The 25,475-nt window shown below is 57.0% G+C and carries 25 protein-coding genes and 1 pseudogene; 12 read left to right on the top strand and 14 right to left on the bottom strand.

The window, feature by feature from the left end; genetic code table 11:
- The first annotated feature begins 90 nt into the window (after window positions 1-90).
- The gene (fucO, locus tag B3B59_RS17090; protein ID WP_286809604.1) at window positions 91-1,239 is read left to right on the top strand and encodes a lactaldehyde reductase; all 1,149 of its coding nucleotides are present in this window, start codon (window positions 91-93) and stop codon (window positions 1,237-1,239) included.
- The gene (gene rhaM, locus B3B59_RS17085; protein ID WP_040077982.1) at window positions 1,236-1,550 is read left to right on the top strand and encodes an L-rhamnose mutarotase; all 315 of its coding nucleotides are present in this window, start codon (window positions 1,236-1,238) and stop codon (window positions 1,548-1,550) included. Before fucO ends, rhaM begins: the two co-directional genes overlap by 4 nt.
- A 36-nt stretch (window positions 1,551-1,586) precedes the next feature.
- On the opposite strand, the gene B3B59_RS17080 is transcribed toward rhaM, so the two are convergent.
- From B3B59_RS17080 to B3B59_RS17065, 4 genes are all read right to left on the bottom strand, one after another.
- Window positions 1,587-2,852, bottom strand: coding sequence for an MFS transporter (locus tag B3B59_RS17080; protein ID WP_046886193.1), 1,266 nt, complete (start codon window positions 2,850-2,852; stop codon window positions 1,587-1,589).
- Window positions 2,853-2,896: 44 nt separating this feature from the next.
- Complete coding sequence (locus B3B59_RS17075; protein ID WP_286809603.1) at window positions 2,897-5,020, bottom strand: alpha-galactosidase; 2,124 nt, start codon at window positions 5,018-5,020, stop codon at window positions 2,897-2,899.
- A 104-nt stretch (window positions 5,021-5,124) separates the two neighbouring features.
- Entirely contained in the window at window positions 5,125-6,120 is a 996-nt protein-coding gene (locus B3B59_RS17070; protein ID WP_286809602.1) for a LacI family DNA-binding transcriptional regulator, read from the bottom strand.
- Window positions 6,121-6,140: 20 nt separating this feature from the next.
- Entirely contained in the window at window positions 6,141-6,689 is a 549-nt protein-coding gene (locus B3B59_RS17065) for a helix-turn-helix domain-containing protein (RefSeq protein ID WP_046886190.1), read from the bottom strand.
- A gap of 102 nt (window positions 6,690-6,791) precedes the next feature.
- Here B3B59_RS17065 and B3B59_RS17060 point away from each other — a divergent pair, with 102 nt between their 5' ends.
- Both B3B59_RS17060 and B3B59_RS17055 read left to right on the top strand, forming a co-directional pair.
- The gene (locus B3B59_RS17060; protein ID WP_040077975.1) at window positions 6,792-7,451 is read left to right on the top strand and encodes an AzlC family ABC transporter permease; all 660 of its coding nucleotides are present in this window, start codon (window positions 6,792-6,794) and stop codon (window positions 7,449-7,451) included.
- A complete protein-coding gene (locus tag B3B59_RS17055; protein WP_040077973.1) occupies window positions 7,451-7,774 on the top strand; it encodes an AzlD domain-containing protein in 324 nt (107 codons plus the stop codon). Before B3B59_RS17060 ends, B3B59_RS17055 begins: the two co-directional genes overlap by 1 nt.
- Window positions 7,775-7,815: 41 nt before the next feature.
- On the opposite strand, the gene B3B59_RS17050 is transcribed toward B3B59_RS17055, so the two are convergent.
- From B3B59_RS17050 to fdhD, 3 genes are all read right to left on the bottom strand, one after another.
- The gene (locus B3B59_RS17050) at window positions 7,816-8,028 is read right to left on the bottom strand and encodes a YdgH/BhsA/McbA-like domain containing protein (RefSeq protein ID WP_286809601.1); all 213 of its coding nucleotides are present in this window, start codon (window positions 8,026-8,028) and stop codon (window positions 7,816-7,818) included.
- 191 nt (window positions 8,029-8,219) lie between these two features.
- The gene (locus B3B59_RS17045; RefSeq protein WP_040077971.1) at window positions 8,220-8,432 is read right to left on the bottom strand and encodes a YdgH/BhsA/McbA-like domain containing protein; all 213 of its coding nucleotides are present in this window, start codon (window positions 8,430-8,432) and stop codon (window positions 8,220-8,222) included.
- A 114-nt stretch (window positions 8,433-8,546) separates the two neighbouring features.
- On the bottom strand, window positions 8,547-9,383 hold the full coding sequence (gene fdhD, locus B3B59_RS17040; RefSeq protein ID WP_040077970.1) for a formate dehydrogenase accessory sulfurtransferase FdhD: 837 nt from the start codon (window positions 9,381-9,383) through the stop codon (window positions 8,547-8,549).
- 382 nt (window positions 9,384-9,765) lie between these two features.
- Here fdhD and fdnG point away from each other — a divergent pair, with 382 nt between their 5' ends.
- From fdnG to fdhE, 4 genes are read left to right on the top strand one after another with little or no spacing between them, the layout of a single operon-like run.
- Window positions 9,766-12,816, top strand: coding sequence for a formate dehydrogenase-N subunit alpha (gene fdnG / locus B3B59_RS17035; RefSeq protein WP_286809600.1), 3,051 nt, complete (start codon window positions 9,766-9,768; stop codon window positions 12,814-12,816).
- Window positions 12,817-12,828: 12 nt separating this feature from the next.
- On the top strand, window positions 12,829-13,731 hold the full coding sequence (gene fdxH, locus B3B59_RS17030; RefSeq protein WP_010436855.1) for a formate dehydrogenase subunit beta: 903 nt from the start codon (window positions 12,829-12,831) through the stop codon (window positions 13,729-13,731).
- Entirely contained in the window at window positions 13,728-14,363 is a 636-nt protein-coding gene (gene fdoI, locus B3B59_RS17025; protein ID WP_286809599.1) for a formate dehydrogenase cytochrome b556 subunit, read from the top strand. The genes fdxH and fdoI overlap by 4 nt, the downstream gene beginning before the upstream one ends.
- Window positions 14,360-15,289: a formate dehydrogenase accessory protein FdhE gene (fdhE, locus tag B3B59_RS17020; protein ID WP_046886186.1), complete on the top strand. Its 930-nt coding sequence runs from the start codon at window positions 14,360-14,362 to the stop codon at window positions 15,287-15,289. Before fdoI ends, fdhE begins: the two co-directional genes overlap by 4 nt.
- 56 nt (window positions 15,290-15,345) lie before the next feature.
- Here fdhE and B3B59_RS20440 read toward each other — a convergent pair.
- The 7 genes and pseudogenes from B3B59_RS20440 to B3B59_RS16990 form a co-directional block, all read right to left on the bottom strand.
- Window positions 15,346-15,459 (bottom strand): annotated as a pseudogene (locus B3B59_RS20440) (PIN domain-containing protein); the annotation flags it as partial.
- A 29-nt stretch (window positions 15,460-15,488) separates the two neighbouring features.
- Complete coding sequence (fabY, locus tag B3B59_RS17015; protein ID WP_046886185.1) at window positions 15,489-16,430, bottom strand: fatty acid biosynthesis protein FabY; 942 nt, start codon at window positions 16,428-16,430, stop codon at window positions 15,489-15,491.
- A 44-nt stretch (window positions 16,431-16,474) separates the two neighbouring features.
- Window positions 16,475-16,912, bottom strand: coding sequence for a D-aminoacyl-tRNA deacylase (dtd, locus tag B3B59_RS17010; RefSeq protein WP_040077961.1), 438 nt, complete (start codon window positions 16,910-16,912; stop codon window positions 16,475-16,477).
- Window positions 16,909-17,790 carry a virulence factor BrkB family protein gene (locus B3B59_RS17005; protein WP_046886184.1) on the bottom strand — a complete coding sequence of 294 codons (882 nt, stop codon included), beginning with the start codon at window positions 17,788-17,790 and terminating at the stop codon, window positions 16,909-16,911. The genes dtd and B3B59_RS17005 overlap by 4 nt, the downstream gene beginning before the upstream one ends.
- On the bottom strand, window positions 17,784-18,383 hold the full coding sequence (yihX, locus tag B3B59_RS17000) for a glucose-1-phosphatase (protein WP_040077957.1): 600 nt from the start codon (window positions 18,381-18,383) through the stop codon (window positions 17,784-17,786). Before yihX ends, B3B59_RS17005 begins: the two co-directional genes overlap by 7 nt.
- Before the next feature lie 118 nt (window positions 18,384-18,501).
- On the bottom strand, window positions 18,502-19,293 hold the full coding sequence (locus tag B3B59_RS16995) for a DeoR/GlpR family DNA-binding transcription regulator (protein ID WP_040077956.1): 792 nt from the start codon (window positions 19,291-19,293) through the stop codon (window positions 18,502-18,504).
- Between the two features lie 34 nt (window positions 19,294-19,327).
- Window positions 19,328-20,224 carry a sugar kinase gene (locus B3B59_RS16990; protein WP_286809598.1) on the bottom strand — a complete coding sequence of 299 codons (897 nt, stop codon included), beginning with the start codon at window positions 20,222-20,224 and terminating at the stop codon, window positions 19,328-19,330.
- A 155-nt stretch (window positions 20,225-20,379) separates the two neighbouring features.
- Between B3B59_RS16990 and yihU the strand changes: the two genes are divergently transcribed.
- From yihU to B3B59_RS16970, 4 genes are read left to right on the top strand one after another with little or no spacing between them, the layout of a single operon-like run.
- Window positions 20,380-21,270, top strand: a complete 891-nt coding sequence (gene yihU / locus B3B59_RS16985) for a sulfolactaldehyde 3-reductase (protein WP_286809597.1) — start codon at window positions 20,380-20,382, stop codon at window positions 21,268-21,270.
- Window positions 21,271-21,287: 17 nt separating this feature from the next.
- Window positions 21,288-22,163, top strand: coding sequence for a sulfofructosephosphate aldolase (yihT, locus tag B3B59_RS16980; protein WP_286809596.1), 876 nt, complete (start codon window positions 21,288-21,290; stop codon window positions 22,161-22,163).
- 14 nt (window positions 22,164-22,177) lie between these two features.
- Window positions 22,178-23,419, top strand: a complete 1,242-nt coding sequence (yihS, locus tag B3B59_RS16975) for an AGE family epimerase/isomerase (protein WP_207292656.1) — start codon at window positions 22,178-22,180, stop codon at window positions 23,417-23,419.
- A gap of 16 nt (window positions 23,420-23,435) precedes the next feature.
- Entirely contained in the window at window positions 23,436-25,460 is a 2,025-nt protein-coding gene (locus B3B59_RS16970) for an alpha-glucosidase (RefSeq protein ID WP_286809595.1), read from the top strand.
- The last annotated feature ends 15 nt before the right edge of the window (window positions 25,461-25,475 follow it).

The raw sequence follows: 25,475 nt of genomic DNA, 5'->3' as shown, positions 1-25,475 counted from the left end.
CTCGCTGGTGCGGCCATTTAACCTCTCCCAAAGGAGAGGAACGGGGTGAGGGGAACGGATTACCCAAAAATCATATTAAGGAGAATTATCATGAGCTTTATGTTGGCGCTTCCCAAAATCAGCCTGCATGGCGCAGGCGCAATCAGCGATATGGTCAACCTGGTGGCGAGCAAGCAGTGGGGTAAAGCCTTGATCGTGACCGATGGTCAACTGGTGAAGCTTGGCCTGCTCGACAGCCTCTTTGCCGCGCTGGACGCCCATCAAATGTCATATCACCTGTTTGACGAGGTGTTTCCCAATCCGACGGAAGCGCTGGTGCAGAAAGGGTATACCGCATACCAGGAGGCGGAATGCGACTACGTGATTGCCTTCGGCGGCGGTAGCCCCATTGATACCGCTAAAGCGATTAAAATCCTTACCGCCAACCCTGGCCCCTCTACCGCTTATTCCGGCGTCGGGAAAGTGAAAAACGCAGGCGTGCCGCTGGTTGCGATCAACACCACCGCAGGCACCGCAGCGGAGATGACCAGCAACGCGGTGATTATCGATTCCGCACGTCAGGTGAAAGAGGTGATTATTGATCCGAACATCATCCCGGATATTGCCGTGGACGATGCCAGCGTGATGCTGGGTATTCCGGCGTCCGTTACGGCCGCCACCGGCATGGATGCCCTGACCCACGCCATTGAAGCCTACGTCTCGGTCGGCGCGCACCCGCTCACCGACGCCAACGCGCTGGAAGCGATTCGCCTGATTACCCTGTGGCTGCCGAAAGCGGTCGACGAGGGCCATAATCTTGAAGCCCGCGAGCAGATGGCGTTTGGTCAGTATCTGGCTGGCATGGCGTTTAACAGCGCCGGTCTGGGTCTGGTTCATGCCCTGGCGCACCAGCCAGGCGCCACGCACAACCTACCGCACGGCGTGTGTAATGCCATCCTGCTGCCGATCATCGAAAACTTTAACCGCCCGAATGCCGTGGCCCGCTTTGCCCGCGTGGCGCAGGCGATGGGCGTCGATACCCGCACGATGAGCGACGAAGCGGCCAGCATGGAGGCCATCCATGCCATTCGCGCCCTGAGCGCTCGCGTAGGTATCCCTTCTGGTTTCAGTAAACTGGGGGTAACGAAGGCGGATATTGAGGGCTGGCTGGATAAAGCGCTCGCCGATCCCTGTGCGCCCTGTAACCCACGAACCGCCAGCCGCGACGAAGTGCGCGAGCTCTACCTGGAGGCATTATGATCCGCAAAGCCTTTGTGATGCAGGTTAACCCTGACGCACATGACGAGTACGAACGCCGCCACACGCCCATCTGGCCTGAGCTGGAGGCGGTGCTAAAAGACCACGGCGCGCATCACTACGCCATCTTCCTTGATAAGCAACGCAACCTGCTATTTGCGACCGTGGAGATTGAATCGGAAGAGCGCTGGAACGCCGTCGCCCATACCGACGTCTGCCAGCGCTGGTGGAAACATATGCGTGACGTTATGCCCGCTAACCCGGACAACAGCCCGGTGAGTACGGAGCTTAAAGAGGTGTTCTACCTCGAGTAACGACCGGTGCTGCCGCCATCGCGGCAGCACCGCTTTTCAGCTTACCTCCACGGAACTCCCCTGCACCGCCGCAGGACGCGAATGGGTAAGGGTAAACGCCGAGATTGCCGTTACCGCCAGGACAAAGCAGCCCAGCATCAGATAGGTATCCTGGAAGCCGATCCGGTCATACATATTGCCGGCGAATGCGGAGAGGAAGATTGCTGCCAACTGTTTGGCAAAATTGAAGCCAATCAGATAGATGGTGGCCGACAGGCGAGTATCAAAGACGCCGGTAATATATTTAAACGCCCCCACCAGCAGGAACGGCACCTCCAACGCGTGAAGCATCTTCAGTGCCACCACCTCCACCGCCGTAGTGGCGAATGACGAGCCGATAATACGCGTAGCCATGATCACCCCGGCAATCAGAAGGGTGTTTTTCGCGCCAATGCGGTTAATGATCCACGGCGAGCAGAACATGATGATGGCGTTGCAAAGTTCCCCTGCCGTCGTGGCAAAGCCAAACGCCCGCGTGCCCGCTTCAGGGGTCGCAAAGAACGTTTTAAAGAAGGTGGCAAACTGCTGATCAAAGACGTCATAGACGCAGGCCACGCCAATTACATACAGAATAAACATCCACATTTTGCGCTGACGGAACAGGTTCACCACGGTCTTAAGGGTAATCTGCGGCTGGTTGGCGCCCAGGGCATTCATCACCTGCGCCGTCTGGTTTGGTTTTGGTTTGGCGACCACTAACAGCAGCATGAGCAAAAGCGCCGCGCCGGACCCCATCCAGAAGACAAGCGACGGATCGATGCTGAATAGTATCCCGCCCGTCGAGGCGCACAGTCCCCAGCCCAGACAGCCGAACATACGCGCTTTGCCATATTCGAAGAAGCTGTTGCGGCTCACACGCTCAATGTAGGCCTCAATCGCCCCCGATCCCGCCGAGAAGACGAAACCGATATACAGCCCGCCGCTAAGCGCCCCCAGCCAGATATTGGTTTTCAGGAGCGGAGCAAATACGTAGAGGAAAAAGGGGGCAAACAAGAAGAGCAAGATAGCGATGATCCACAGCAGGTGTTTTTTCAGCCCCAGCTTGTCGGAAATCACCCCCAGCACGGGCTGGAAAGCGATCGCAGAGAGCGAGATGCAGGAGAAAACAATCCCGGTATGGGTTTTATTCAGACCGATGATATCCGACAGCCAGATAGGCAGAAACGGAAAGCAGGTGGCCATAATGAAGAAGTAGAGAAAAAAGAACGACCCGAAAATCCAGAAATTAGGGTTGTCTTTGTGGGTACAGGCAGTCGTGTTCATTATTTTTATCCTCAACCGGGGGCCGCCTTCACGGCCCCTCACCTTTACACGCGTTCAACGCCAATCAAAATGGCGGTTTCTGGATCGAGCACCGGCAACGCAATCCCTGCCTGCATCAACCATTCGCCGCTTACCGTTTGCGGCGCGTCCATCCATGCCGGAAGTTTGCGCATCGTATGGCCCCCCTCGCCCGTCAGGCGGATGTTAGGGTGATCGAGAAGCGTAATACGATACTGTGCGCCCGCTTCCAGCCCCGGCATGCGCAGCGGCATCATCAGGGTGTAGTCCGGCATGCGGAGCTGGCTGATGATAAACAATCCCTGCCCCTGGTCCTGGCTCACTATACCGGTAGCCAGCGTCGTGGCATCGGGCATATCGATCCGCCACTGGGTGCCGGTGTGGATCACCTCGCGCCACTGTTTGTACAGCGCGGCGTAATGGCGATAGCCTTCGCGCTCCTGCTCGTCCACCGCTAGCGGATCCAGCTCCAGCCCCATGTGGCCAAAGAGCGCCGTCAGGCCACGAAACGCGATGCTGTGCTGTCGGAAAGTGGCATGGCATTTATGATGACCGATATGCGCGCCCATCACCTCTGGCGGGAAGAAGTAACTCATGCCGCGCTGAATGGTGTTCCGCTCCAGCGCATCGTTATTATCCGACGCCCAGAAACGGTGGCAGCGGGTCAGAACTTCATAGTCGATACGCCCGCCACCTGACGAGCAAGATTCAAATTCGATATGCGGGAACCGCTCGCCCAGGACATCCAACAGGCGATAGAACTGACGGGTTTGCGCGTCGGCAGCCGCCTTGCCATTGTGGCCTGGCTGAACCAGCTCGCGGTTCATGTCCCACTTCACGTAATCCACCTGATGCTCGCCCAGCAGCCAGCTCATGCGTTCCAGAAGATAGTCAAAGGCCTGAGGAATGTTGAGGTTCAGTACCAGCTGATGGCGGCCCGTGGCCTGTTCATAGCCCGGCAGCGCCAGCACCCAGTCAGGGTGGGCACGATAGAGATCGGAGTTGGAGTTGATCATTTCCGGCTCAACCCAGATGCCAAACTCCATACCGAGCGCCTTAACGTGACGCACTACGGGAGTTAAGCCGTCCGGGTATTTTTTCTCGTCGAGGTACCAGTCCCCCAGCGCGGCATGGTCATCGTTACGCCCTTTAAACCAGCCATCGTCGATGATAAAGCGCTCCACCCCCAGCGCGGCAGCGTCGTCAGCCATGCGCATGATGTAAGCCGGGTCGTGATTAAAGTAGATCCCTTCCCAGGTGTTGAGGTGTACCGGACGCGGTTTGTTATCCGGGAAACGAATAATGTTTTCACGCAAATAGCGGTGGAACTGCTGGCTCATGCCATTCAGCCCCTGCGCGGAGTAGCTGGCGTACAGGTTCGGCGTCCAGAGGGTTTTCCCCTCGGCAATCGCTATCTCGCCGGGCAGATAGAGCGCCTCCGCCTGCAGATAACGCCGCCCGTCGGTTTTCACTTCGGCACGCAGACGGTGGTTACCACTCCAGCCGAGGTGCACGCCCCACACATCGCCCTGCATTTCATTGAAGGACGGCGTGCCGGTAATCAGCGCCGGGAAGTGTTCATGAGAGGTTTTGCCGCGGCGGTTTTCAATGACAAAGCTGTCATGTTCCAGCCGCAGGCGGTGAGGCTGGAACTCGCGGATCCAGCGGCCATGAAACGCCATGACCTCCTGCGCCCGCTCTGCCACCGGTAGAGTAATAGCCAGTCGATCCACTTGCCACGCCTGCGGCCGCAGGTTGGTCACGCCGTGGCGCACCCGCAGTACACCGCTCTCCTCCAGGTCAATCTCACTGGTCAGGCGCAGACCGGCGTGAGTATCTTCTGCCGCGATAGTCAGACTTTGGCCCTGCTGGGTGACGGCGGTGGTGGTAAAGACCGGCGAGCCATCCATCCCCTGACGATGCCCCTCAATGCCCGGGGAACCAAATAACCCGTGACCCAGTTCGGCCATCAGGGTTACAGGGGAGTCAACATCCAGTCTGCCATTGGCAACAGGACGGGAAAGCGTGGCCGCATCCTGCGGCGAAAAGTGGCGAAGGTGCGGCCCCCAGTAAAGAATCTCGGCGAACGGGTGGGTTTTTATCACCACATCCACCGTCTCGCTTACGAGTCGTAAAATGGCATCTTGCATCAGACATCTCCAGTCATCGGGATGATCTGAGTCTTGATCCGAAACGTTTCGGATACAAACTTAAACGTTTCGGTTTTGTGATCGGGTTTAGAAATTTAGAGAAATTAGGCGGTTTCGCCCGGTGAGAAGGCGGGTTGCCACAACACCTGTAATCTGGCGATATCCTCGCCGCTGATCAGCTGACGAACCATATCGGCAATCTGTCTGCCCACCCCTTCACGGGTAGACTGGATCACTGCCGCCACCTCGGTAGCGACAATGCTGTCCTGCGGTAAACCGTCGTAAACAATCAGCGCCACAGGGTTGTCGCCCGTTAATCGTCCCCTCTGGGAAAGCGCCATCGCGGCCCCATCGCCGTGGGTATTACAGTCGGTAATAATCGCCGTTGGCGGTTCGGGTAAGGCCAACAGATCGCAGGTGGCGGTATACCCCTCGCGTCGGGAAGGAGGCATAGCGCGCAGCCATTCATCTGAGAGCCCCGCCTCCTGCAACGCATCAAGATAACCCTGGCGGCGCTGAGTGATAAAGGCCTGGTTATTACTCTCTCCCAGGAATGCGATACGCCGGTGGCCTTTGGCGATGAGCCAGCGGGTGGCCTGGTGGGTACCGGCATAGTTATCGAAATCAAACCAGGCGTAAGGCTGCGGTAGCTGGCTGCGGCCGAGGGCAAGGAAGGGGAAATTTGCCGCCTGCAGTTGCTCAAGACGCGGGTCGCGATCGAGGGTATGCGCCACGATTAACGCATCCACCCGGCGGCTCTGCACCATGCGCATATAGCTGTGTTTATCGGCCAGATCGTCATCGGCAATCAGCAGCAGGTCAATCTCATGTCGCGCCAGTTCGTGGCTAATTTCGCCGACCATATCCATAAAAACGCTGTTATTGAGCGGAACAGGATGTACCGGGAAGACCAGCCCAACCGCATCAATTTTGCCCATCTTCAGACGACGGGCAAAGGTATTGGGCCGGTAACCACGACGCTGAGCTTCCGCTTCCACGCGCGCACGCGTCTCGCGAGAAACGTCATCATATCCGTTGAGGGCACGACTCACGGTGGTGACCGAGAGCCCGAGTTCTTTGGCGATGGCTTTAAGCGACATGATTATCCGTGTCTTGAAAGTTAGTTCTGTTCCGCCACCATAAGCGCAAACGTATCTGGCTCAAGGGCTTTAAAAATATGCGGCCGATCGGCGGGATAACAAATGTAATCCCCTTCGCCCAGCTCTTCCGGCGCATCGGTCAGGCCCACCACTGCCCGTCCCTGAGTGATAACAATATGCTCAACCGAACCGGGTGGATGCGGATGCGAAATACGGTCTGCGCCCGGCTGAGCCGCCAGCATATAGATATCACGTCGTGCGCCTGGCGGGCAGGTGGCTAACAAAATTGCCTCATAGTTTGCCTGCTCGGCAATCACTTTCGTCCCTTCTCCCCGGCGAATAACCTGGGTAATAGGTTGCTGTGGCTCAAGCAAGCGCGCAAAGGGAATATCCAGTGCCACACAAAGTGACCATAAGGTCTCCAGACTGGGATTGCCGTTTCCGGACTCCAGCTGCGACAGGGTAGATTTGGCGATCCCGGCGCGGCGAGCAATTTCCGCCAGAGAAAGTCCGGTTCGCATACGTTCCCGCACCAGGCTTTTGGCGATTACGCTTATTGGCTGCGTCATAAAACGGCCTCGTGTTCTATAAATCGAACGAATCGTTCATCTTGATAAACTACAATGATGCGTTCATTATAATGGATATACGTTCGATATGGCTAAAATTGTATGAAACCACATTTCTCCTGCCTGAAAGGCGACACGATAAAGGCCATTCTGCTGGTTTGTCTGGCTGTTGGCGTTGTAGGGATGTCTTACGGCTCGTTGGCAATGGCGTATGGCTTCCCCCTCTGGGTACCGTTTTTGCTCTCCATTTCCGTGCTGGCGGGCGCCTCTGAATTTATGTTTATCGGGATTGTGGCCAGCGGCGGCAATCCACTCGCTGCCGCTGCCGCGGGTCTTCTGGTGAACGCGCGCCATGTGCCTTTTGGCGTTACCGTGCGCGAGCTGGTGGGCCAGCGCGGCGCGAGCTTGCTGGGTTGTCACATTATGAATGACGAGAGCGTGGTATTTGGCCTGTCACAAAAAACGCCAGAACAGCGCAAAGCGGCCTACTGGCTCTGCGGGCTGGGTGTGGCAATTATCTGGCCGCTGGGCACCCTGCTGGGGGCGATGGTCGGCAAACTGCTGCCAGAGCCGGAAACCATCGGGCTGGATGCAGTGTTTCCGGCCATTTTACTGGCGTTAGTGGTTCCCGCCTTTAAAAACCGCACCACGCTTATTCGTGCCTTTAGCGGGGCGGCGTTGTCGCTGGCTGCGGTACCCTTTGCGCCGGTGGGCCTGCCCGTCTTGCTCTCTCTGTTTGGCCTCGCCACGAGGAAGAAATAATGGAAAACATGACCGTCTTTATTCTTGGTATCGCCCTGCTGTCGGCGGGCACCTACCTGATGCGGCTTGGCGGGGCGAAACTTGGCAGTCGGTTAGCGTTATCTGAACGCTCCCAGGCGCTGCTGTCGGATGCAGCAACCGTATTGCTGTTTTCGGTGGCGCTGGCGACCACCTTCTATGAAGGAGAGCACTTTTCGGGGATGGCGCGGGTGTTGGGCGTGGCCTTTGCGGTATTCCTTGCCTGGCGCAAGGTGCCGTTGATTTTCGTGATCATCGCCGCGGCGGTGGTAACAGCGTTATTACGCCTGGCAGGCATAAACTAAAAAAGCGCCCCGGGGGCGCTCTTTCGACAAATGCTTTGCTCTTATTTATTCAGTTCTGCAGTCATGTGCACGCGGTTACCGGCGAAGGCCTGGGTAATGGTGTAAGAAGACGCACCGGCCTGCTGTGCCTGGGCGGCGATTTTCGCTTCAGCGCCGTCGATGGTACTGGCGGAGGCGGTAACCGACTGGGCAGCGAAAGAACCGAAAGAGGTAGTCAGAGCGATTACTGCAACAAAAGTTTTGATGCTTTTCATGATATAAACCCTTTAAGTTAGTTGTCTGTGTAAGGCGCCGTGCCTTGATGTGATAAATAATAGGCCTGAACATCAACAACTGAAAGCGGAAGGATTTGCTTTAATAAATCAAAATTACTGAACAATAAATCAGCGGATCGCCAAAACAAAAAAAGCGCCCCGGGGGCGCTCTTTCGACAAATGCTTTGCTCTTATTTATTCAGTTCTGCGGTCATGTGCACGCGGTTACCCGTGAAGGCCTGAGTGATGGTGTAAGAAGACGCACCGGCCTGCTGTGCCTGGGCGGCGATTTTCGCTTCAGCGCCGTCGATGGTGCTGGCGGAGGCGGTTATTGACTGGGCTGCGAAAGAACCGAAAGAGGTAGCCAGAGCGATTACTGCAACAAAAGTTTTGATGCTTTTCATGATATAAACTCTTTAAGTTAGTTGTCTGTGTAAGGCGTTGTGCCTTGATGTGATAAATAATAGGCCCTTACACGGACTACTGAAAGCGGAAGGATTTGCTCACAATATTCAAAATTACTGATTAACAATTAAGCGCTGCGGATGGGTATAGATTGTGGCTCTTCCCGGTTTGCAGAACCCTACCAGCGTCAGGTTGCAACGCTCGGCCACCTCTACCGCCAGGGTGGTGGCAGCGGATACCGCAAACAAGATCTCAACGCCGCACATGGCCGCTTTTTGCACCATCTCGTAGCTGGCGCGGCTGGAAACCAGTGCAGCCCCCTGCTGCCAGGCTTCACTCTCATTCACTCTGCGGCCCAGCAGTTTATCCAGTGCCACATGGCGTCCGACATCTTCATGCCCACCCGCGATCTCACCCGACGGCAATACCCAGGCGGCGGCATGTGTGCATCCGCTTAACTGCCCTATCGGTTGTACATCGTTGAGATGGTGGAGAGCATGATCAAGGTGAGTGAGTTCAAAACGCTGCGTAAAAGGCAGCGGCACCACGGGTTTACCAATATCGTTAAGCTGTTCAACACCGCATACGCCGCAGCCGGTTCGCCCTGCCAGCGCACGTCGGCGCTCTTTGAGTCCCATAAAACGGCGGCTTGAGAGTTCGATTTGCACCTCAAGGCCGTTACAGGCCGGGACGACGTCCATGCCGTAGATCTCCTGCGGGTGCGTAATGATACCTTCCGATAATGAAAAACCGATGGCGAAGAGCTCCAGATCCTTGGGAGTGGCCATCATCACCACATGGGAAATGCCGTTGTAAACCAGTGCAACGGGTACCTCTTCTGCCAAAAAATCGGGGATCGCATCGTTAATATGAGGGGGTCTGTGTACCCGTTGCTCAACCACGCCAGCAGGCAGCGATGAGGGGCGGATATCACGATTCGGTTTTGACACAACGTATTTCCTGAGCAACCACGAGGGAGAAGCCTGCTATTGCACCATAAAGTGCAGGCCTCGCGCATAGTATGGATCAACTTTTCAGCCTCCATTTATCCTCAGTTTACCTACTCCGTTTGGAGTGACACAACCCGGACGCATAAACATCCCCATAACATCAGGGGTTAATTTTGTGACTAATGTCACGCTTTATAATCAATATAGTGATAATACGTTCACTTTGTTTTAACGCCGTTGGAACAGGCGTACCGACATTGTGGTATTCTGGTCAAACCCCTCGTGTAAATGAGGGATTAACGCAAATTTTCTCATTTGCGGTTAATTCTTAACCGCAAAATAAAACTACAAAGCAATGTCGTAATGAACCAAGGAGTGACCCATGCAGGTCAGCAGAAGGCAGTTCTTTAAGATCTGCGCTGGCGGTATGGCAGGCACAACGGCAGCCGCGCTGGGCTTTGCCCCCGGCGTAGCGCTGGCGGAAACACGGCAGTACAAACTGCTGCGCACCCGCGAAACCCGTAATACCTGTACGTACTGCTCCGTCGGCTGTGGGCTGTTAATGTATAGCCTCGGCGACGGTGCCAAAAACGCCAAAGCATCTATCTTCCACATTGAAGGTGACCCGGATCACCCGGTCAACCGTGGCGCGCTATGCCCGAAAGGGGCAGGTCTGGTGGACTTTATCCACTCAGAAAGCCGCCTGAAATTCCCGGAATACCGCGCGCCAGGCTCCGATAAATGGCAGCAAATTAGCTGGGAAGAGGCGTTTGACCGCATCGCGAAACATATTAAAGAAGACCGCGATGCTAACTTTATTGAGAAGAACACAGACGGCGTCACGGTTAACCGCTGGCTCTCCACCGGAATGCTGTGTGCCTCGGCCTCCAGCAACGAAACCGGCTATTTAACCCAGAAATTTACGCGTGCACTCGGTATGCTCGCGGTCGACAACCAGGCGCGTGTCTGACACGGACCAACGGTAGCAAGTCTTGCTCCAACATTTGGTCGCGGTGCGATGACCAACCACTGGGTCGACATCAAGAACGCCAACCTTATTGTGGTGATGGGCGGTAACGCCGCTGAAGCGCACCCTGTCGGGTTCCGCTGGGCGATGGAAGCCAAAATCCACAACGGTGCGAAACTGATTGTGATCGATCCCCGCTTTACGCGTACAGCGTCAGTGGCGGATTTCTACACCCCTATTCGTTCAGGTACTGACATCACTTTCCTGTCAGGCGTATTGCTGTACCTGATGACCAACGAAAAATATAACCGCGAGTACACCGAAGCCTATACCAACGCCAGCCTTATCGTGCGTGAGGATTACTACTTCGAAGATGGCCTGTTCAGCGGTTACGACGCCGAAAAACGCAAATACGACAAAACCAGCTGGCACTACGAGCTGGATGAGAACGGCTTTGCGAAGCGCGATAAGACCCTGCAACACCCGCGCTGCGTGTGGAACCTGCTGAAAGAGCACGTCTCCCGCTATACGCCAGAAGTGGTCGAAAACATCTGCGGAACGCCGAAAGCGGACTTCCTGAAGGTGTGCGAGCTGATCGCTGAAACCAGTGCGAAAGACAAAACCGCGTCGTTCCTGTACGCACTCGGCTGGACGCAGCACTCCATCGGCGCGCAGAACATCCGTACCATGGCGATGGTTCAGTTGCTACTCGGTAACATGGGGATGGCAGGCGGCGGCGTGAACGCCCTGCGCGGTCACTCCAACATTCAGGGTCTGACCGACCTCGGCCTGCTGTCGCAGAGCCTGACCGGTTATATGAACCTGCCAAGCGAAAAACAGACGGATCTGCAAACCTACCTGACGGCCAGCACGCCAAAACCGCTGCTCGAAGGCCAGGTGAACTACTGGGGCAACTATCCGAAGTTCTTCGTCTCGATGATGAAAGCCTTCTTCGGTGACAAAGCGACGGCGGAAAACAGCTGGGGCTTTGACTGGCTGCCGAAGTGGGACAAAGGCTACGACGTGCTTCAGTACTTCGAAATGATGCACCAGGGCCAGGTCAACGGCTACATCTGCCAGGGCTTTAACCCGGTGGCGTCGTTCCCGAACAAAAACAAGGTTGTCGAGTCCCTGTCGAAACTGAAGTTCCTGGTGACGATTGATCCGCTCAATACTGAAACCTCGACCTTCTGGCAAAACCACGGCGAGTCAAACGACGTCGATCCGTCAAAAATCCAGACCGAAGTGTTCCGTCTGCCTTCGACCTGCTTCGCGGAAGAGAACGGCTCTATCGTTAACTCCGGGCGCTGGCTGCAGTGGCACTGGAAAGGGGCGGACGCCCCGGGCATTGCCATGAACGACGGCGAGATCCTGGCCGGTATCTTCTTACGCCTGCGTAAGATGTACGCCTCTGAAGGCGGCGCGAATCCAGAGCCGGTGCTGAACATGACCTGGAACTACTCCACGCCGGAGAACCCCTCCCCGGAAGAGGTGGCGATGGAGAGCAACGGTAAGGCGCTGGCGGACGTTATCGATCCGGCCACCGGTGTGGTTCTGGCGAAGAAAGGCGATCAGTTGAGCACCTTCGCGCACCTGCGCGACGACGGTACCACCTCCAGCGGCTGCTGGATCTTTGCCGGTAGCTGGACGCCGAAAGGTAATCAGATGGCCAACCGCGATAACGCCGACCCATCGGGCCTCGGCAATACGCTGGGCTGGGCATGGTCGTGGCCGCTGAACCGCCGCATTCTCTATAACCGTGCCTCCGCTGACCCGCAGGGTAACCCGTGGGATCCGAAGCGTCAGTTACTGAAGTGGGACGGCGCGAAATGGGGCGGCGTGGATATTCCGGACTACAGCACCGCCGCACCAGGCAGCGATGTTGGGCCGTTTATCATGCAGCCTGAAGGGATGGGACGTCTGTTTGCTATCGATAAGATGGCGGAAGGGCCGTTCCCGGAACACTACGAGCCGTTTGAGACGCCGCTGGGCACCAACCCACTGCACCCGAACGTGGTCTCTAACCCGGCAGCACGTATCTTCAAGGGCGACTTTGAGGCGCTGGGTAAAAAAGACAAGTTCCCGTACGTGGGCACCACTTACCGTCTGACCGAGCACTTCCACTACTGGACCAAGCACGCGCTGCTTAACGCTATCGCGCAGCCAGAACAGTTTGTGGAGATCGGCGAGAAGCTGGCGAACAAGCTCGGCATTGCCCATGGCGATACCGTGAAAGTCTCCTCTAACCGTGGCTATATCAAGGCCAAGGCGGTGGTGACCAAGCGTATTCGCACGCTGAACGTTCACGGTCAGGAAGTGGATACCATCGGTATCCCGATTCACTGGGGTTACGAGGGCGTGGCGAAGAAAGGGTTCATTGCGAACACCCTGACGCCGTTCGTCGGTGATGCGAACACGCAGACGCCGGAGTTTAAAGCCTTCCTCGTGAACGTGGAAAAGGTGTAACGGAGACGACCTATGGCTTATCAATCTCAAGACATTATCCGTCGTTCCGCGACAAACAGTTTCACGCCCGCGCCTCAGGCGCGGGACCACCAGCAGGAAGTGGCAAAGCTTATCGACGTGACCACCTGTATCGGCTGTAAAGCCTGTCAGGTGGCCTGCTCGGAGTGGAACGACCTCCGCGACGAAGTGGGGCACAACGTTGGGGTGTACGACAACCCGGCAGACCTGACCGCCAAGTCCTGGACGGTGATGCGTTTCTCGGAAGTGGAGCAGAACGACAAACTGGAATGGCTGATCCGCAAAGATGGCTGTATGCACTGTGCGGATCCGGGCTGCCTGAAAGCCTGTCCGTCGGAAGGGGCTATCATTCAGTATGCCAACGGCATCGTCGACTTCCAGTCCGAGCAGTGCATTGGCTGCGGCTACTGCATCGCAGGCTGTCCGTTCGACGTGCCGCGACTGAACCCGGAAGACAACCGCGTCTACAAATGCACGCTGTGCGTTGATCGCGTTACCGTCGGCCAGGAGCCGGCATGCGTGAAGACCTGTCCAACGGGGGCTATCCACTTTGGTTCCAAAGAGGATATGAAGACGCTGGCGGCAGAGCGCGTGGGCGAGCTGAAAACCCGTGGTTACGACAACGCGGGCCTGTACGATCCGGCCGGGGTGGGCGGGACGCACGTCATGTACGTGTTGCACCACGCCGACAAGCCGAATTTGTATCATGGTCTGCCGGAGAACCCGGAAATCAGCGCCACGGTGAAGTTCTGGAAAGGCATCTGGAAACCGCTGGCAGCGGTCGGGTTTGCTGCCACCTTCGCAGCGAGCATCTTCCACTACGTCGGCGTCGGTCCGAACCGCGCGGAAGAGGAAGACGACAACCTGCATGAAGAGAAAGACGAGGTGCGCAAATGAGAAAACGTGACACCATCGTGCGCTATACCGCGCCGGAACGCATCAACCACTGGGTCACCGCCTTCTGCTTCATGCTGGCGGCGATAAGCGGGCTGGGATTCTTCTTCCCGTCCTTCAACTGGCTGATGCAGATCATGGGAACACCACAGCTGGCGCGTATACTGCACCCGTTTGTTGGCGTCATCATGTTCGCGTCGTTCATCATTATGTTTTTCCGCTACTGGCACCATAACCTAATCAATCGGGATGATATCTTTTGGGCGAAGAATATTCGTAAGATCGTCGTCAACGAGGAAGTAGGTGATACCGGGCGTTATAACTTCGGCCAGAAATGCGTATTCTGGGCGGCGATTATCTTCCTGGTCCTGTTGCTGGTCAGCGGTGTGATCATCTGGCGTCCGTACTTTGCGCCTGCTTTCTCAATCCCGGTGATCCGATTCTCGCTGATGCTGCATTCATTTGCCGCAGTGGCGTTAATTGTGGTTATCATGGTGCATATTTACGCCGCCCTCTGGGTGAAAGGCACCATTACCGCGATGGTGGAAGGATGGGTAACCAGTACGTGGGCGAAGAAACATCACCCGCGCTGGTACCGTGAAGTCCGCCAGAAACAGGAAAAGTCATCTGAATGAGTATTCGCATAATCCCGCAAGATGAGCTGGGTTCGAGCGAGAAACGCACGGCGGATTACATTCCGCCGTTGTTATTCCCCAGACTCAAGAACCTCTATAACCGCCGCGCAGAGCGTCTGCGCGAACTGGCCGAGAGCAACCCGCTGGGCGATTTTCTGCGCTTTGCGGCGCTGGTCGCTCATGCGCAGGAGGTGGTGCTGTACGACCATCCGCTGCAGATGGACCTCACCGCGCGCATTAAAGAGGCCAATGCGCAGGGCAAGCCGCCGCTGGATATTCATGTCCTGCCGCGCGACAAGCACTGGCATAAGTTGCTGCATTCGCTGATTGCCGAGCTGAAGCCGGAAATGAGCGGCACGGCGCTGGCGGTCATTGAGAACCTGGAAAAAGCCTCTGACCTGGAGCTGGAAGAGATGGCGAGCGCGCTGTTCGCCTCTGATTTCTCGCTGGTCAGCAGTGATAAAGCGCCGTTTATCTGGGCCGCGCTGTCGCTCTACTGGGCGCAAATGGCCAGCCTGATTCCGGGCAAGGCTCGGGCCGAATACGGCGAAGCGCGCCAGTTCTGCCCGGTCTGTGGCTCTATGCCGGTCACCAGCATTGTGCAAATTGGTACCACACAAGGGCTGCGTTATTTGCACTGCAACCTGTGCGAGACCGAGTGGCACGTGGTGCGCATCAAATGCAGCAACTGCGAGCAGACCCGCGATCTCAACTACTGGTCACTGGAAAACGAAGAGGCGGCGGTAAAAGCTGAAAGCTGCGGCGACTGTGGCACTTACCTGAAGATTCTGTATCAGGAAAAAGACCCGAAAGTTGAAGCCGTAGCGGACGATCTGGCAACGTTAGTGCTGGATGCGCGAATGGAGCAAGAAGGCTTTGGTCGCAGCTCGATTAACCCGTTTATGTTCCCGGGTGAAGGGGAGTAGCTTCCTGTAACAGCGCCGGGCGGCACAGAGTTGCCCGGCCTACAGGTGATAAGGTGCCCTGAAAAATCCTGACTATTGCGTGAAATTAACGGGCAATTTTTGCTCTGCGCCGTGGCCAGAATAATGGCATCCGGCAGTTTCATTCCATGCTTCTCGCAGAGCATGACATTTCAGCCTGGTGGCGTTAGCCATTAAGGCGCTACTCTTCCTCGTTCCCGCCCTCTTCGTATGCGCCGTAAGGCTTCGCAGGCAGAACAATGTAAGTGCCTTCAAATACCGCGCCCGGGGTTTCATCGCCGAAAAGCTCTACCTGCATCTGCACGCGAGCTTTGCGGCCACGCGCCAGGCGGTCGAGATCGCCGCCGAGGGCGCCCAGATCGGCCACCGCGCTTGGCTTGCCGCTAATTGGCGCACTGTAGCGAATGTGGGCATCTGCCAGGATGATGGTGCCTCCGAGGTGACGCTCACGCAGCATCAGCCAGATCAGTCCCCAGCCGGTGAGCGTTGCCAGCGAGAACAAGCTCCCGGCAAACAACGTATGGTGCGGGTTCTGGTTGCCGGTTTCCGGCATGGTGGTGATGAATTTTTGCCCGGTATACTGCTGGATACGTACGCCCATCTTTTCGCTGAGGGGGATATGTTGATACCAGGCCTGCTGCAGTTGTCCGCACCAGTCGGCACGGTGAAGAATATCGTCCAGGGTAGCGATAGGTTTGATCATCAAAAAGTGGCGGATCGGCGTGGTTTGCGGCGCGGTAATTTCGCCCTGATTAACAAAACCAAGCTTGGCGAAGAACTCCACGGCATCTTCGCGGGCGCTACAGGTGACGCGCTTAACCCCTTCCTGACGCGCAACGGACTCCAGGGTCATTGCCATCAGCGTACCTAGCCCCTTGTCCTGAACGGAGGGGTGCACCGCCATAAAACGAATGGAGGCTTCATAATCTGCGTTGATATACAAACGCCCGACGGCGACCAGGTTACCCTCTTCATCGACTACCATCTGATGGTGCGCCATGGCATCCCAGGCGTCGCGCTCTGAACCTTTCGGCTGATGTAACGGCTTGCGCAGCATCTCCCAGCGGAACTGGTAATAGACCTCTAACTCTTCTTCCGTTTGCGGTACTCGAAGGTGATACATAGGTGTACTCTCTCTTGTTAACCGCGGCCACGCCGCCAGTTGGCTCATACCTGCAGCCAGAAGGTGACAGGGCCATCGTTCACCAGCGAAACCTGCATATCTGCAGCGAATCGTCCGGTTTGCGTATGCATGTCTTGTTGGCGACAACGTTCAACAAAGTATTCATAGAGTGCTTCAGCACGATCGGGCGCAGCGCCTTTAGAAAAACTTGGGCGCATACCGCGCTCGGTATCGGCCGCCAGCGTAAACTGGGAAACGACCAGCACGCTGCCGCCTGCCTGCTGCACGTTAAGGTTCATCTTCCCGTCAGCATCGCTGAAGATGCGGTAACCCAGCACACGTTCACATAAGCGGTTGGCTTTTTGTTCGTCGTCATCCTTTTCGACACCTAACAACACCAAAAGTCCTGGGCCGATTTCACCCGTCACCTCATCCTCCACGGTGACGCTGGCACGGGTTACGCGTTGAATCAATGCAATCATGGTTGGTCTGCTTCTCGTTGTTTTTCAGCCAGTGCTTCTTGTTTGAGTTCGCGGTAGACCCCGAGAGTGACAGTTATTTCGGCGCCTAGCAAGACGATACACCAGGTCCAGTAAACCCAGACAAACAAAATGGGGATCACTGCCAGTACGCCGTAAATCAGCTGGTAAGACGGGAACATCGTGATGTAAAGGGCAAAGCCTTTCTTACCCAATTCGAAGAGCACAGCCGCCACCAGCGCCCCTACGACAGCATCGCGGTTTGGCACGCGGGTCGTTGGCACGACGCTATAGAGCAGCCAGAAAGAGAGCCATGAGAGGATAAGGGGAAAGATCCGCAGCACATCATCAATCATACTGTTGAGATCGCTGGCCCAGCGTAGCGAGAGCAAATAGGAACTTATCGCCAGACTGGCACCCGCCAGCAGCGGCCCAAGGGTTAAGATCATCCAGTAGACGGCGAAAGAGTAAACCTTAGGGCGTGCTTTCTTACTTCTCCAGATAGTATTCAGCGCACTATCAATGGCATACATCAACAGTAATGCCGTAACGATCAGCCCGCACGCCCCTACCGCGGTCATCTTGCTGGAGTTAGCGACAAACTGCTCAATATAATTCTGGATGACATCGCCGGTGGCGGGAATAAAGTTCGCAAACACGAAATGGCGAAGCTGCAGGCTGACGTCCGAAAACATGGGGAAGGCGGAAAACAGCGCAAAAATAACGGCCACCAGCGGCACCAGAGACAACAGTGACACGTAGGCAAGGTTTCCCGCCAGGGTAGTCATGTTGTCCTCATCGATACGGTGCCAGAGGAGTTTTATCCAGGCCCGGAAAGGCCGAGTGTGGTGGTCCGCTTTTTGATGAACAGTTTTTAACATAACAGCTTCGCAAAGTAGTTCGGTATCGTCTCTTTTCCGGTCACCAGAATGGAAGTCATACCACACTGGCTAGCGCCCTCTATATTATCGGCGTTATCGTCAAAAAAGACGGCATCGCTGGCCGTGAAACCTTCTGCCTGCAGCACTGCCTGGTAGATTCGCGCTTCCGGTTTGCGCATACCCATCTCCTGGGAGAGGTAAATGTGGTCTGCTGCGGCCTTCACTTCCGGATACTCGTCAGGCCAGAAGGTGGTATGCAGGCGGTTGGTATTCGAGAGAATAACGACCCGATGTCCCTGTTCGCGAAGTTTATGCATGATGTCGATCACATCCGGGCGGATCGCGACAAATACCGCCTGCCACCCGAGTGAAAACTGTTCATAACTGAGGGGCAACTCCATTTCATGGCACAGTTTTTCTGCGAAGAGTTCGTCGCTAATTTCGCCGCGCTCATGCTGATGGAAGCTTTCGCCCATCGTGAAATTTTGCTTTAGCGTCGCCAGCGGGACACGGCTCAGATCGCTCCATGCGCCCAGCACCCGATTAAAATCGATATCGACGATTACATTTCCTAAGTCAAAGATATAAAGCATGTTTATCTCCTTTTCGCCGTGAAAAGTAACTGTAGCGGGAAAAAGAAGGTTTGGCTATGCGCCAGATTCAGCTTAGAGAAAGGCACAGCCCGACCAGAATGTCGGGCCGTGAGAGGTATTAACCCGGCAGTGGGTCGCTCACAACCACCACTTCGACTTTGCTGGATTTAAGATGGGTTTGCAGCGCGGCACCCGGGCCTTCGTCGGTGAAGAGCGCCGTCGCCTGCGCCACGTTACCAATCTCGACCGCGGCAGAGGCGTGATACTTAGTATGATCGGCCGCCAGTAAAATGTGTCGGGCGTGGGCCATCATCGTTTTCACCACGCTGGCCTCGTTGACATCAAACTCCAACATCGCACCGTCCTGCTCAATCGCCCCGACGCTGGTGACCAGGTAATCCGCCCGAAAGCCCGAGACGAACGCCGTGGCGGCAGCCCCGATGATGCCCCCGTTATGCGGGCGCAAGGTCCCGCCCGGCACCATCACCTCAAAGCGCGGATTTTTGTAGAGAATGTGCGCCACCCGCAGGCTATTAGTGATGATGCGCAGATGGTTATGGTTGAGCAACGCCCGCGCAACGTGCTCTACCGTTGTACCAATGGTGATAAACACCGTCGACCCATCGGGGATGTAATCGGCGATGGCTTCGGCAATGGCCCGCTTCTCTTCCGTCAGGGAGACTTCGCGCTGTTCAAAGGCCGTGTTGACCACGCTTGACGCCCGCCCTGCGCCACCGTGATGACGCGTGATCAGCCCCTGCTCGCTCAGCTTACGAATGTCCCGTCGTATCGTCTGCGTCGAGACATCCAGCAGCTGCGCCAGTTCATCGATGTTCATATAGCCACGTTCAGCGATAAGCGTAAGCAGCCGATCGTGACGCGGGTTACCGGTCAATTCGGTAAGGCTCATGGGTTGTCCTTTGAAAACCATCACGTTGAGCATTTTATACAAAAAGTGACAAGAAAGAGCGGGTTTGATCACAGTCAGGGATCCCCGCACGTCCGCCGGGGCGGGTACACTTCAGCGCCGCGACCGCGCTGGCAAAGCGCACGGCGTCCTGTGCAGGCGCGCGCTGCGCCAGGCTGACCGCCAGCGCACCGTGAAAAACATCCCCCGCGCCCGTGGTATCCACCACATCCACGCTGAATCCTGGCTGATGGCAAAGCTGCCCACTCTCCAGCCAGTAGCACCCTTCACTGCCCTGGGTCACGTAAACATGACCATTTGTGAGCGTTTGTGCTTGTTTAAGCGCCTCCAGGGTATTCTCCTGCTGCGCTAAACGCCGCAGGCCCGGTGCGGAAAAGGCCGCATGGTCGCTTAGCGCAATCAGCTCCGCAATGTCCTGCGGCGTGACGTCCGCATCAAGCAGGGTTGGCACCCCCTGCTGGCGCGCCAGGGTGAACGCCTGCCTGGCACCGTCGTGCCAGCGCACGTCCGCCAGCACCATATCCCATTGTGAAAAATCGATATCTGCAAGCCAGTCCGCGTCTGGCGGAAGGTCAGGGCTGGGGTAGTTAGCGATAATCCGCTCCCCGTTCGCATCCACCAGTACCGCCGATTGCGAAGAGCGCGCCCCCTTCACCACGCGGGTAAAACGCGTCTTTACCCCCAGGGACTCCAGCTCCGCAAGCAGGCGGTTGCCGGTATCGTCATCACCCACCCGGCCAATAAAGTCCACGCTTGCCCCGAGCTTCGCTGCAGCGACCGCCGCCGTAGCCGCCGGGCCGCCGCCCACTTCCGTATAGTTTTGCGCGACATACTTTCCCCCTTCTTTTGGCAAATCATCGAGATACCAGATGCGATCCAGCACGGTAATGCCGACACAAACGATGCGAGTCATGGTCAATCCTTATGCGTTTTCTGATGCTCTCATTTTAATTTCACCAAATGTTTAAAAAGTGACCCGTGTCAATTTTTTGACTATAAATTACAAATACGATCAAAAACAGACAACAAAAACGCGCAATACTTGACACGATGTGACAGGAGAGAGAGATGTCAGCAATCGCATTTATCGGTTTAGGGCAGATGGGCGCGCCAATGGCGAAGAATCTGTTGAAGCACGACCATTCGCTTTGCGTCTTCGACGTAAACCCGCAGGCCGTACAGGCACTGGTGGAGTGCGGCGCGCAGGCAGCACAAACGCCTGAACAGGCAGCAAAAGGGGCCGAGTTTGTCATCACCATGCTGCCAAACGGCGACCTGGTGCGCTCGGTGCTCTTTGGCGAGCAGGGCGTGTGTAAAGGGTTATCCCGCGACGCGCTGGTCATTGATATGTCCACCATTCACCCGCTGCAAACCGACGCCCTGATCGGCGAAATGGCTGAGTCAGGCTTCAGCATGATGGACGTTCCCGTCGGACGCACCTCTGACCATGCCATCGCCGGGACATTGCTCCTGCTGGCGGGCGGCACGCCGCAGCAGGTTGAGCGCGCGACCCCGGTACTGATGGCGATGGGCAACGAGCTGGTCAATGCGGGCGGTCCGGGCATGGGGATCCGCGTGAAGCTTATTAACAACTACATGAGCATCGCCCTCAACGCGCTTTCCGCCGAGGCGGCCGTACTGTGTGAAGCACTCGGCCTCTCCTTCGATGTCGCGCTGAAGGTGATGAGCGGTACACCAGCGGGTAAAGGCCACTTCACCACCTCCTGGCCGAACAAGGTACTGAAAGGCGATCTTACGCCCGCCTTCATGATCGACCTGGCGCATAAAGATCTGGGGATCGCCCTGGATGTCGCAAACCAGCTGCACGTTCCGATGCCGCTGGGTGCCGCCTCCCGCGAGGTCTACAACCAGGCGCGCGCCGCCGGACGCGGGCGCGAAGACTGGACGGCCATTCTTGAACAGGTTCGCGCATCCGCCGGGCTGAAAAACACACACTGACAGGAAAGGATTGAGAAATGACGACGTACACCCTGAACGATATCACCCGGCCTTCCGGCGGTTTTGCAATGCTGGCCGTTGACCAGCGCGAGGCGATGCGCCTGATGTTTGCCGCGGCGGGTGCCCCGGTGCCGGTCAGCGACCAACACCTGACCGATTTTAAGGTCAACGCGGCCAAAATTCTCTCGCCTTATGCCTCTGCGATCCTGGTCGACCAGCAATTTTGCTATCGCCAGATTGTCGAGCAGCAGGCGGTAGCCAAAAGCTGCGCAATGATTGTGGCCGCCGACGAGTTTATTCCGGGGAACGGTATTCCGGTCGACAGCGTGGTGATTGATAAAAATATCGACGCACAGGCGGTTAAACGCGACGGCGGCAAGGCGCTGAAACTGCTGGTGCTCTGGCGCAGCGACGAAGATCCGCAGCAGCGTCTGGAGATGGTGAAGGCGTTTAACCGGCTGTGTCACGACAACGGATTGCTGAGCATTATCGAGCCCGTTGTTCGCCCGCCGCGTCGCGGGGCCACCTTTAACCGCGAACAGGCGATTATCGAGGCGGCAAAAGAGCTGGGCGACAGCGGTGCCGATCTCTACAAGGTGGAGATGCCCCTGTTCGGCAAAGGTTCTCAGCAGGCGCTGCTGACCGCCTCGCAGAAGCTGAACGAGAACATCGCCATGCCGTGGGTGATCCTCTCCTCCGGCGTGGACGACAAACTCTTCCCCCGCGCGGTACAGGTTGCCATGCAGGCGGGCGCATCCGGTTTCCTCGCTGGTCGGGCCGTCTGGTCATCGGTGGTGGGTCTGCCGGACACCGAAATGATGCTTCGCGATATTTCTGTACCCAAACTGCAGCGTTTGGGTGAGATCGTCGACGAAATGATGGCTCGCCGTTAAGAAAGGAGCTGAACATGAAATGGTTTAACACCCTGAGCCACAACCGCTGGCTTGAGCAAGAGACCGACCGCATTCTCGATTTCGGTAAAAATGCCGCCGTGCCGACCGGCTTCGGCTGGCTGGGCAATAACGGCCAGGTGCGTAGCGATATGGGCACCCACCTGTGGATCACCGCCCGTATGCTGCACGTTTACGCGGTTGCCGCCAACATGGGGCGTCCTGGCGCGTATGCGCTGGTTGAGCACGGCATCAACGCTCTGAACGGCCCGCTGCGCGACAGTCAGCACGGCGGCTGGTATGCCTGCGTTAACGATGAGGGCGTGATCGACGCCTCCAAGCAGGGTTATCAGCACTTCTTCGTGCTGCTGGGTGCGGCAAGCGCCGTCACCACCGGCCACCCGCAGGCGCGCCCGCTTCTCGACGAGGCCATTGCGGTGATCGAGCGCTACTTCTGGAGCGAAGAGGAGCAGATGTGCCTCGAATCCTGGGATGAAGCGTTCAGCAAGACCGAAGATTACCGCGGCGGTAATGCCAATATGCACGCCGTGGAAGCCTTCCTGATCGTCTATGACGTGACCCACGATCGTAAATGGCTCGACCGCGCCCTGCGCATTGCCTCGGTGATTATTCACGACGTGGCGCGCAAGGGAGACTATCGCGTTAACGAACATTTCGACACTCACTGGAACCCGATCCGCGATTACAACATCGATAACCCCGCCCACCGCTTCCGCGCCTACGGCGGCACGCCGGGCCACTGGATCGAGTGGGGCCGCCTGATGCTGCACCTGCGCGCCGCGCTGGAAGCCCGCTTTGAAACGCCGCCGGAGTGGCTGCTGGAAGATGCGAAAGGCCTGTTCCACGCCACCATCCGCGACGCCTGGGCGCCCGACGGGGCCGATGGTTTTGTCTACTCCGTGGGCTGGGACGGCAAGCCTATCGTGCGCGAACGCGTGCGCTGGCCGATCGTCGAGGCGATGGGCACGGCTTATGCGCTCTATACGGTCACCGGCGAGGCGCAGTACGAAGCGTGGTATCAGACGTGGTGGGATTACTGCATCAAATACCTGATGGATTACGAAAACGGTTCGTGGTGGCAAGAGCTGGATACCAATAACGAAGTGACCACCAAAGTCTGGGACGGCAAGCAGGATATCTACCATCTGCTGCACTGCCTGGTGATCCCCCGCCTGCCGCTGGCACCGGGCTTAGCCCCTGCCGTCGCCGCCGGTTTGCTGGACAGCCTGGCTAAATAATAAAAACGGAGTTTATATGCGTACCCTACACAATATTGATTTAAAGAATACTGAAACAGGTTTCACCCTGCACTGGCAGGATCGCCTGATTATCTCCCACTCCGCCGATGCGCCCTGCCTGTGGATTGGTGCCGGTGAGGCAGATATTGAGATGTTTCGCGGCAACTTCAGCATCAAAGATAACCTCAATGAGAAGATCGCGCTGACCGAAGCTACGGTTACGCAGCAAGAGGCGGGCTGGGCGATCCGCTTCACCCGCGGCGACACGGTGAGCGCCACGCTGCGGATCGGTGTGGATGTAGAAGGTCGCCTGGAACTCAGGCTGCAAAACGACGCCACCAGCCATAACCGCATCTGGCTGCGGCTGGCAGCGCAGCCAGAGGATCATATCTACGGCTGCGGGGAGCAGTTCTCCTACTTTGACCTGCGCGGCAAGCCGTTCCCATTGTGGACCAGCGAGCAGGGCGTGGGCCGTAACAAGCAAACTTACGTCACCTGGCAGGCCGACTGCAAAGAGAACGCCGGGGGCGACTACTACTGGACCTTCTTCCCGCAGCCCACCTTTGTGAGCACCCAGAAGTACTACTGCCACGTCGATAACAGCTGCTACATGAACTTCGACTTCAGCGCGCCGGACTACCATGAGCTGGCTTTCTGGGAAGATAACGCCACGCTGCGCTTTGAATGTGCAGAAACCTACGTCGATCTGCTGGAAAAACTCACCGCCCTGCTGGGCCTTCAGCCGGAACTGCCGGACTGGGTTTACGATGGCGTGACGCTCGGCATTCAGGGCGGCACCGACGTGTGTCAGCAGAAGCTCGACGCCATGCGTAACGGCGGCGTGAAGGTGAACGGTATCTGGGCGCAGGACTGGTCCGGCATTCGCATGACCTCCTTCGGCAAACGCGTGATGTGGAACTGGAAGTGGAACAGCGAGCTTTATCCGCAGCTGGATACCCGCATTCCGCAATGGAAACAGGAAGGCGTGCAGTTCCTCTCCTACATCAACCCGTACGTCGCCAGCGATCGCGACCTGTGCGAAGAAGCAGCGAAACGCGGCTATCTGACGAAAAACGCCGAGGGTAAGGATTACCACGTCGAATTCGGCGAGTTTTACGCGGGCGTTATCGACCTGACCAACCCCGAAGCCTATGACTGGTACAAAGAGGTCATCAAAAAGAACCTGATCGAACTGGGCTGCGGCGGCTGGATGGCCGATTTCGGCGAGTATCTGCCAACCGACACCTTCCTGCATAACGGCGTAAGCGCGGAAATTATGCATAACGCCTGGCCTGCGCTGTGGGCGAAGTGTAACTACGAGGCACTGGAGGAGACCGGCAAGCTTGGCGAGATCCTGTTCTTTATGCGCGCGGGCTATACCGGCAGCCAGAAGCACTCGGTGATGATGTGGGCGGGCGATCAGAACGTCGACTGGAGTCTTGACGACGGCCTGGCCTCGGTTGTTCCCGCGGCGCTCTCGCTGGCGATGACCGGCCACGGCCTGCACCACAGCGATATCGGCGGTTATACCACGCTGTTCGGGATGAAGCGCAGCAAAGAGCTGCTGCTGCGCTGGTGCGATTTCAGCGCCTTCACGCCGATGATGCGTACCCACGAAGGCAACCGCCCTGGCGATAACTGGCAGTTCGACGCCGACGCCGAAACCATCGCCCACTTCGCGCGGATGACCACGGTCTTCACCACGCTGAAGCCGTATATCAAAGCCGCGGTTGCGCAGAACGCTAAAACGGGCCTGCCGGTGATGCGCCCGCTGTTCCTGCACTACGAAGACGACGCCCGCGCCTACACGCTGAAGTATCAGTACCTGTTTGGCCGCGATCTGCTGGTGGCACCCGTTCACGAAGAGGGCCGCACCGACTGGACCCTCTACCTGCCACAAGACACCTGGGTGAATGCCTGGACGGGAGAAACCTGTCAGGGCGGTGACGTGACCGTCGAAGCCCCGCTCGGCAAAACTCCGGTCTTCTATCGCCAGCAAAGCGAATGGGCAGATCTGTTTAGCACCTTACGTCATATCTGATAAGGCTCGCCCGCA

Origin of the sequence: Leclercia sp. UBA2479 (assembly GCF_002341985.1) — a bacterium.
GTDB classification, from domain to species: Bacteria; Pseudomonadota; Gammaproteobacteria; order Enterobacterales; family Enterobacteriaceae; genus Enterobacter; species Enterobacter pneumoniae.
Note: the sequence above shows the minus strand (reverse complement) of the source record. Positions and strands in the feature narration are given on the sequence as shown.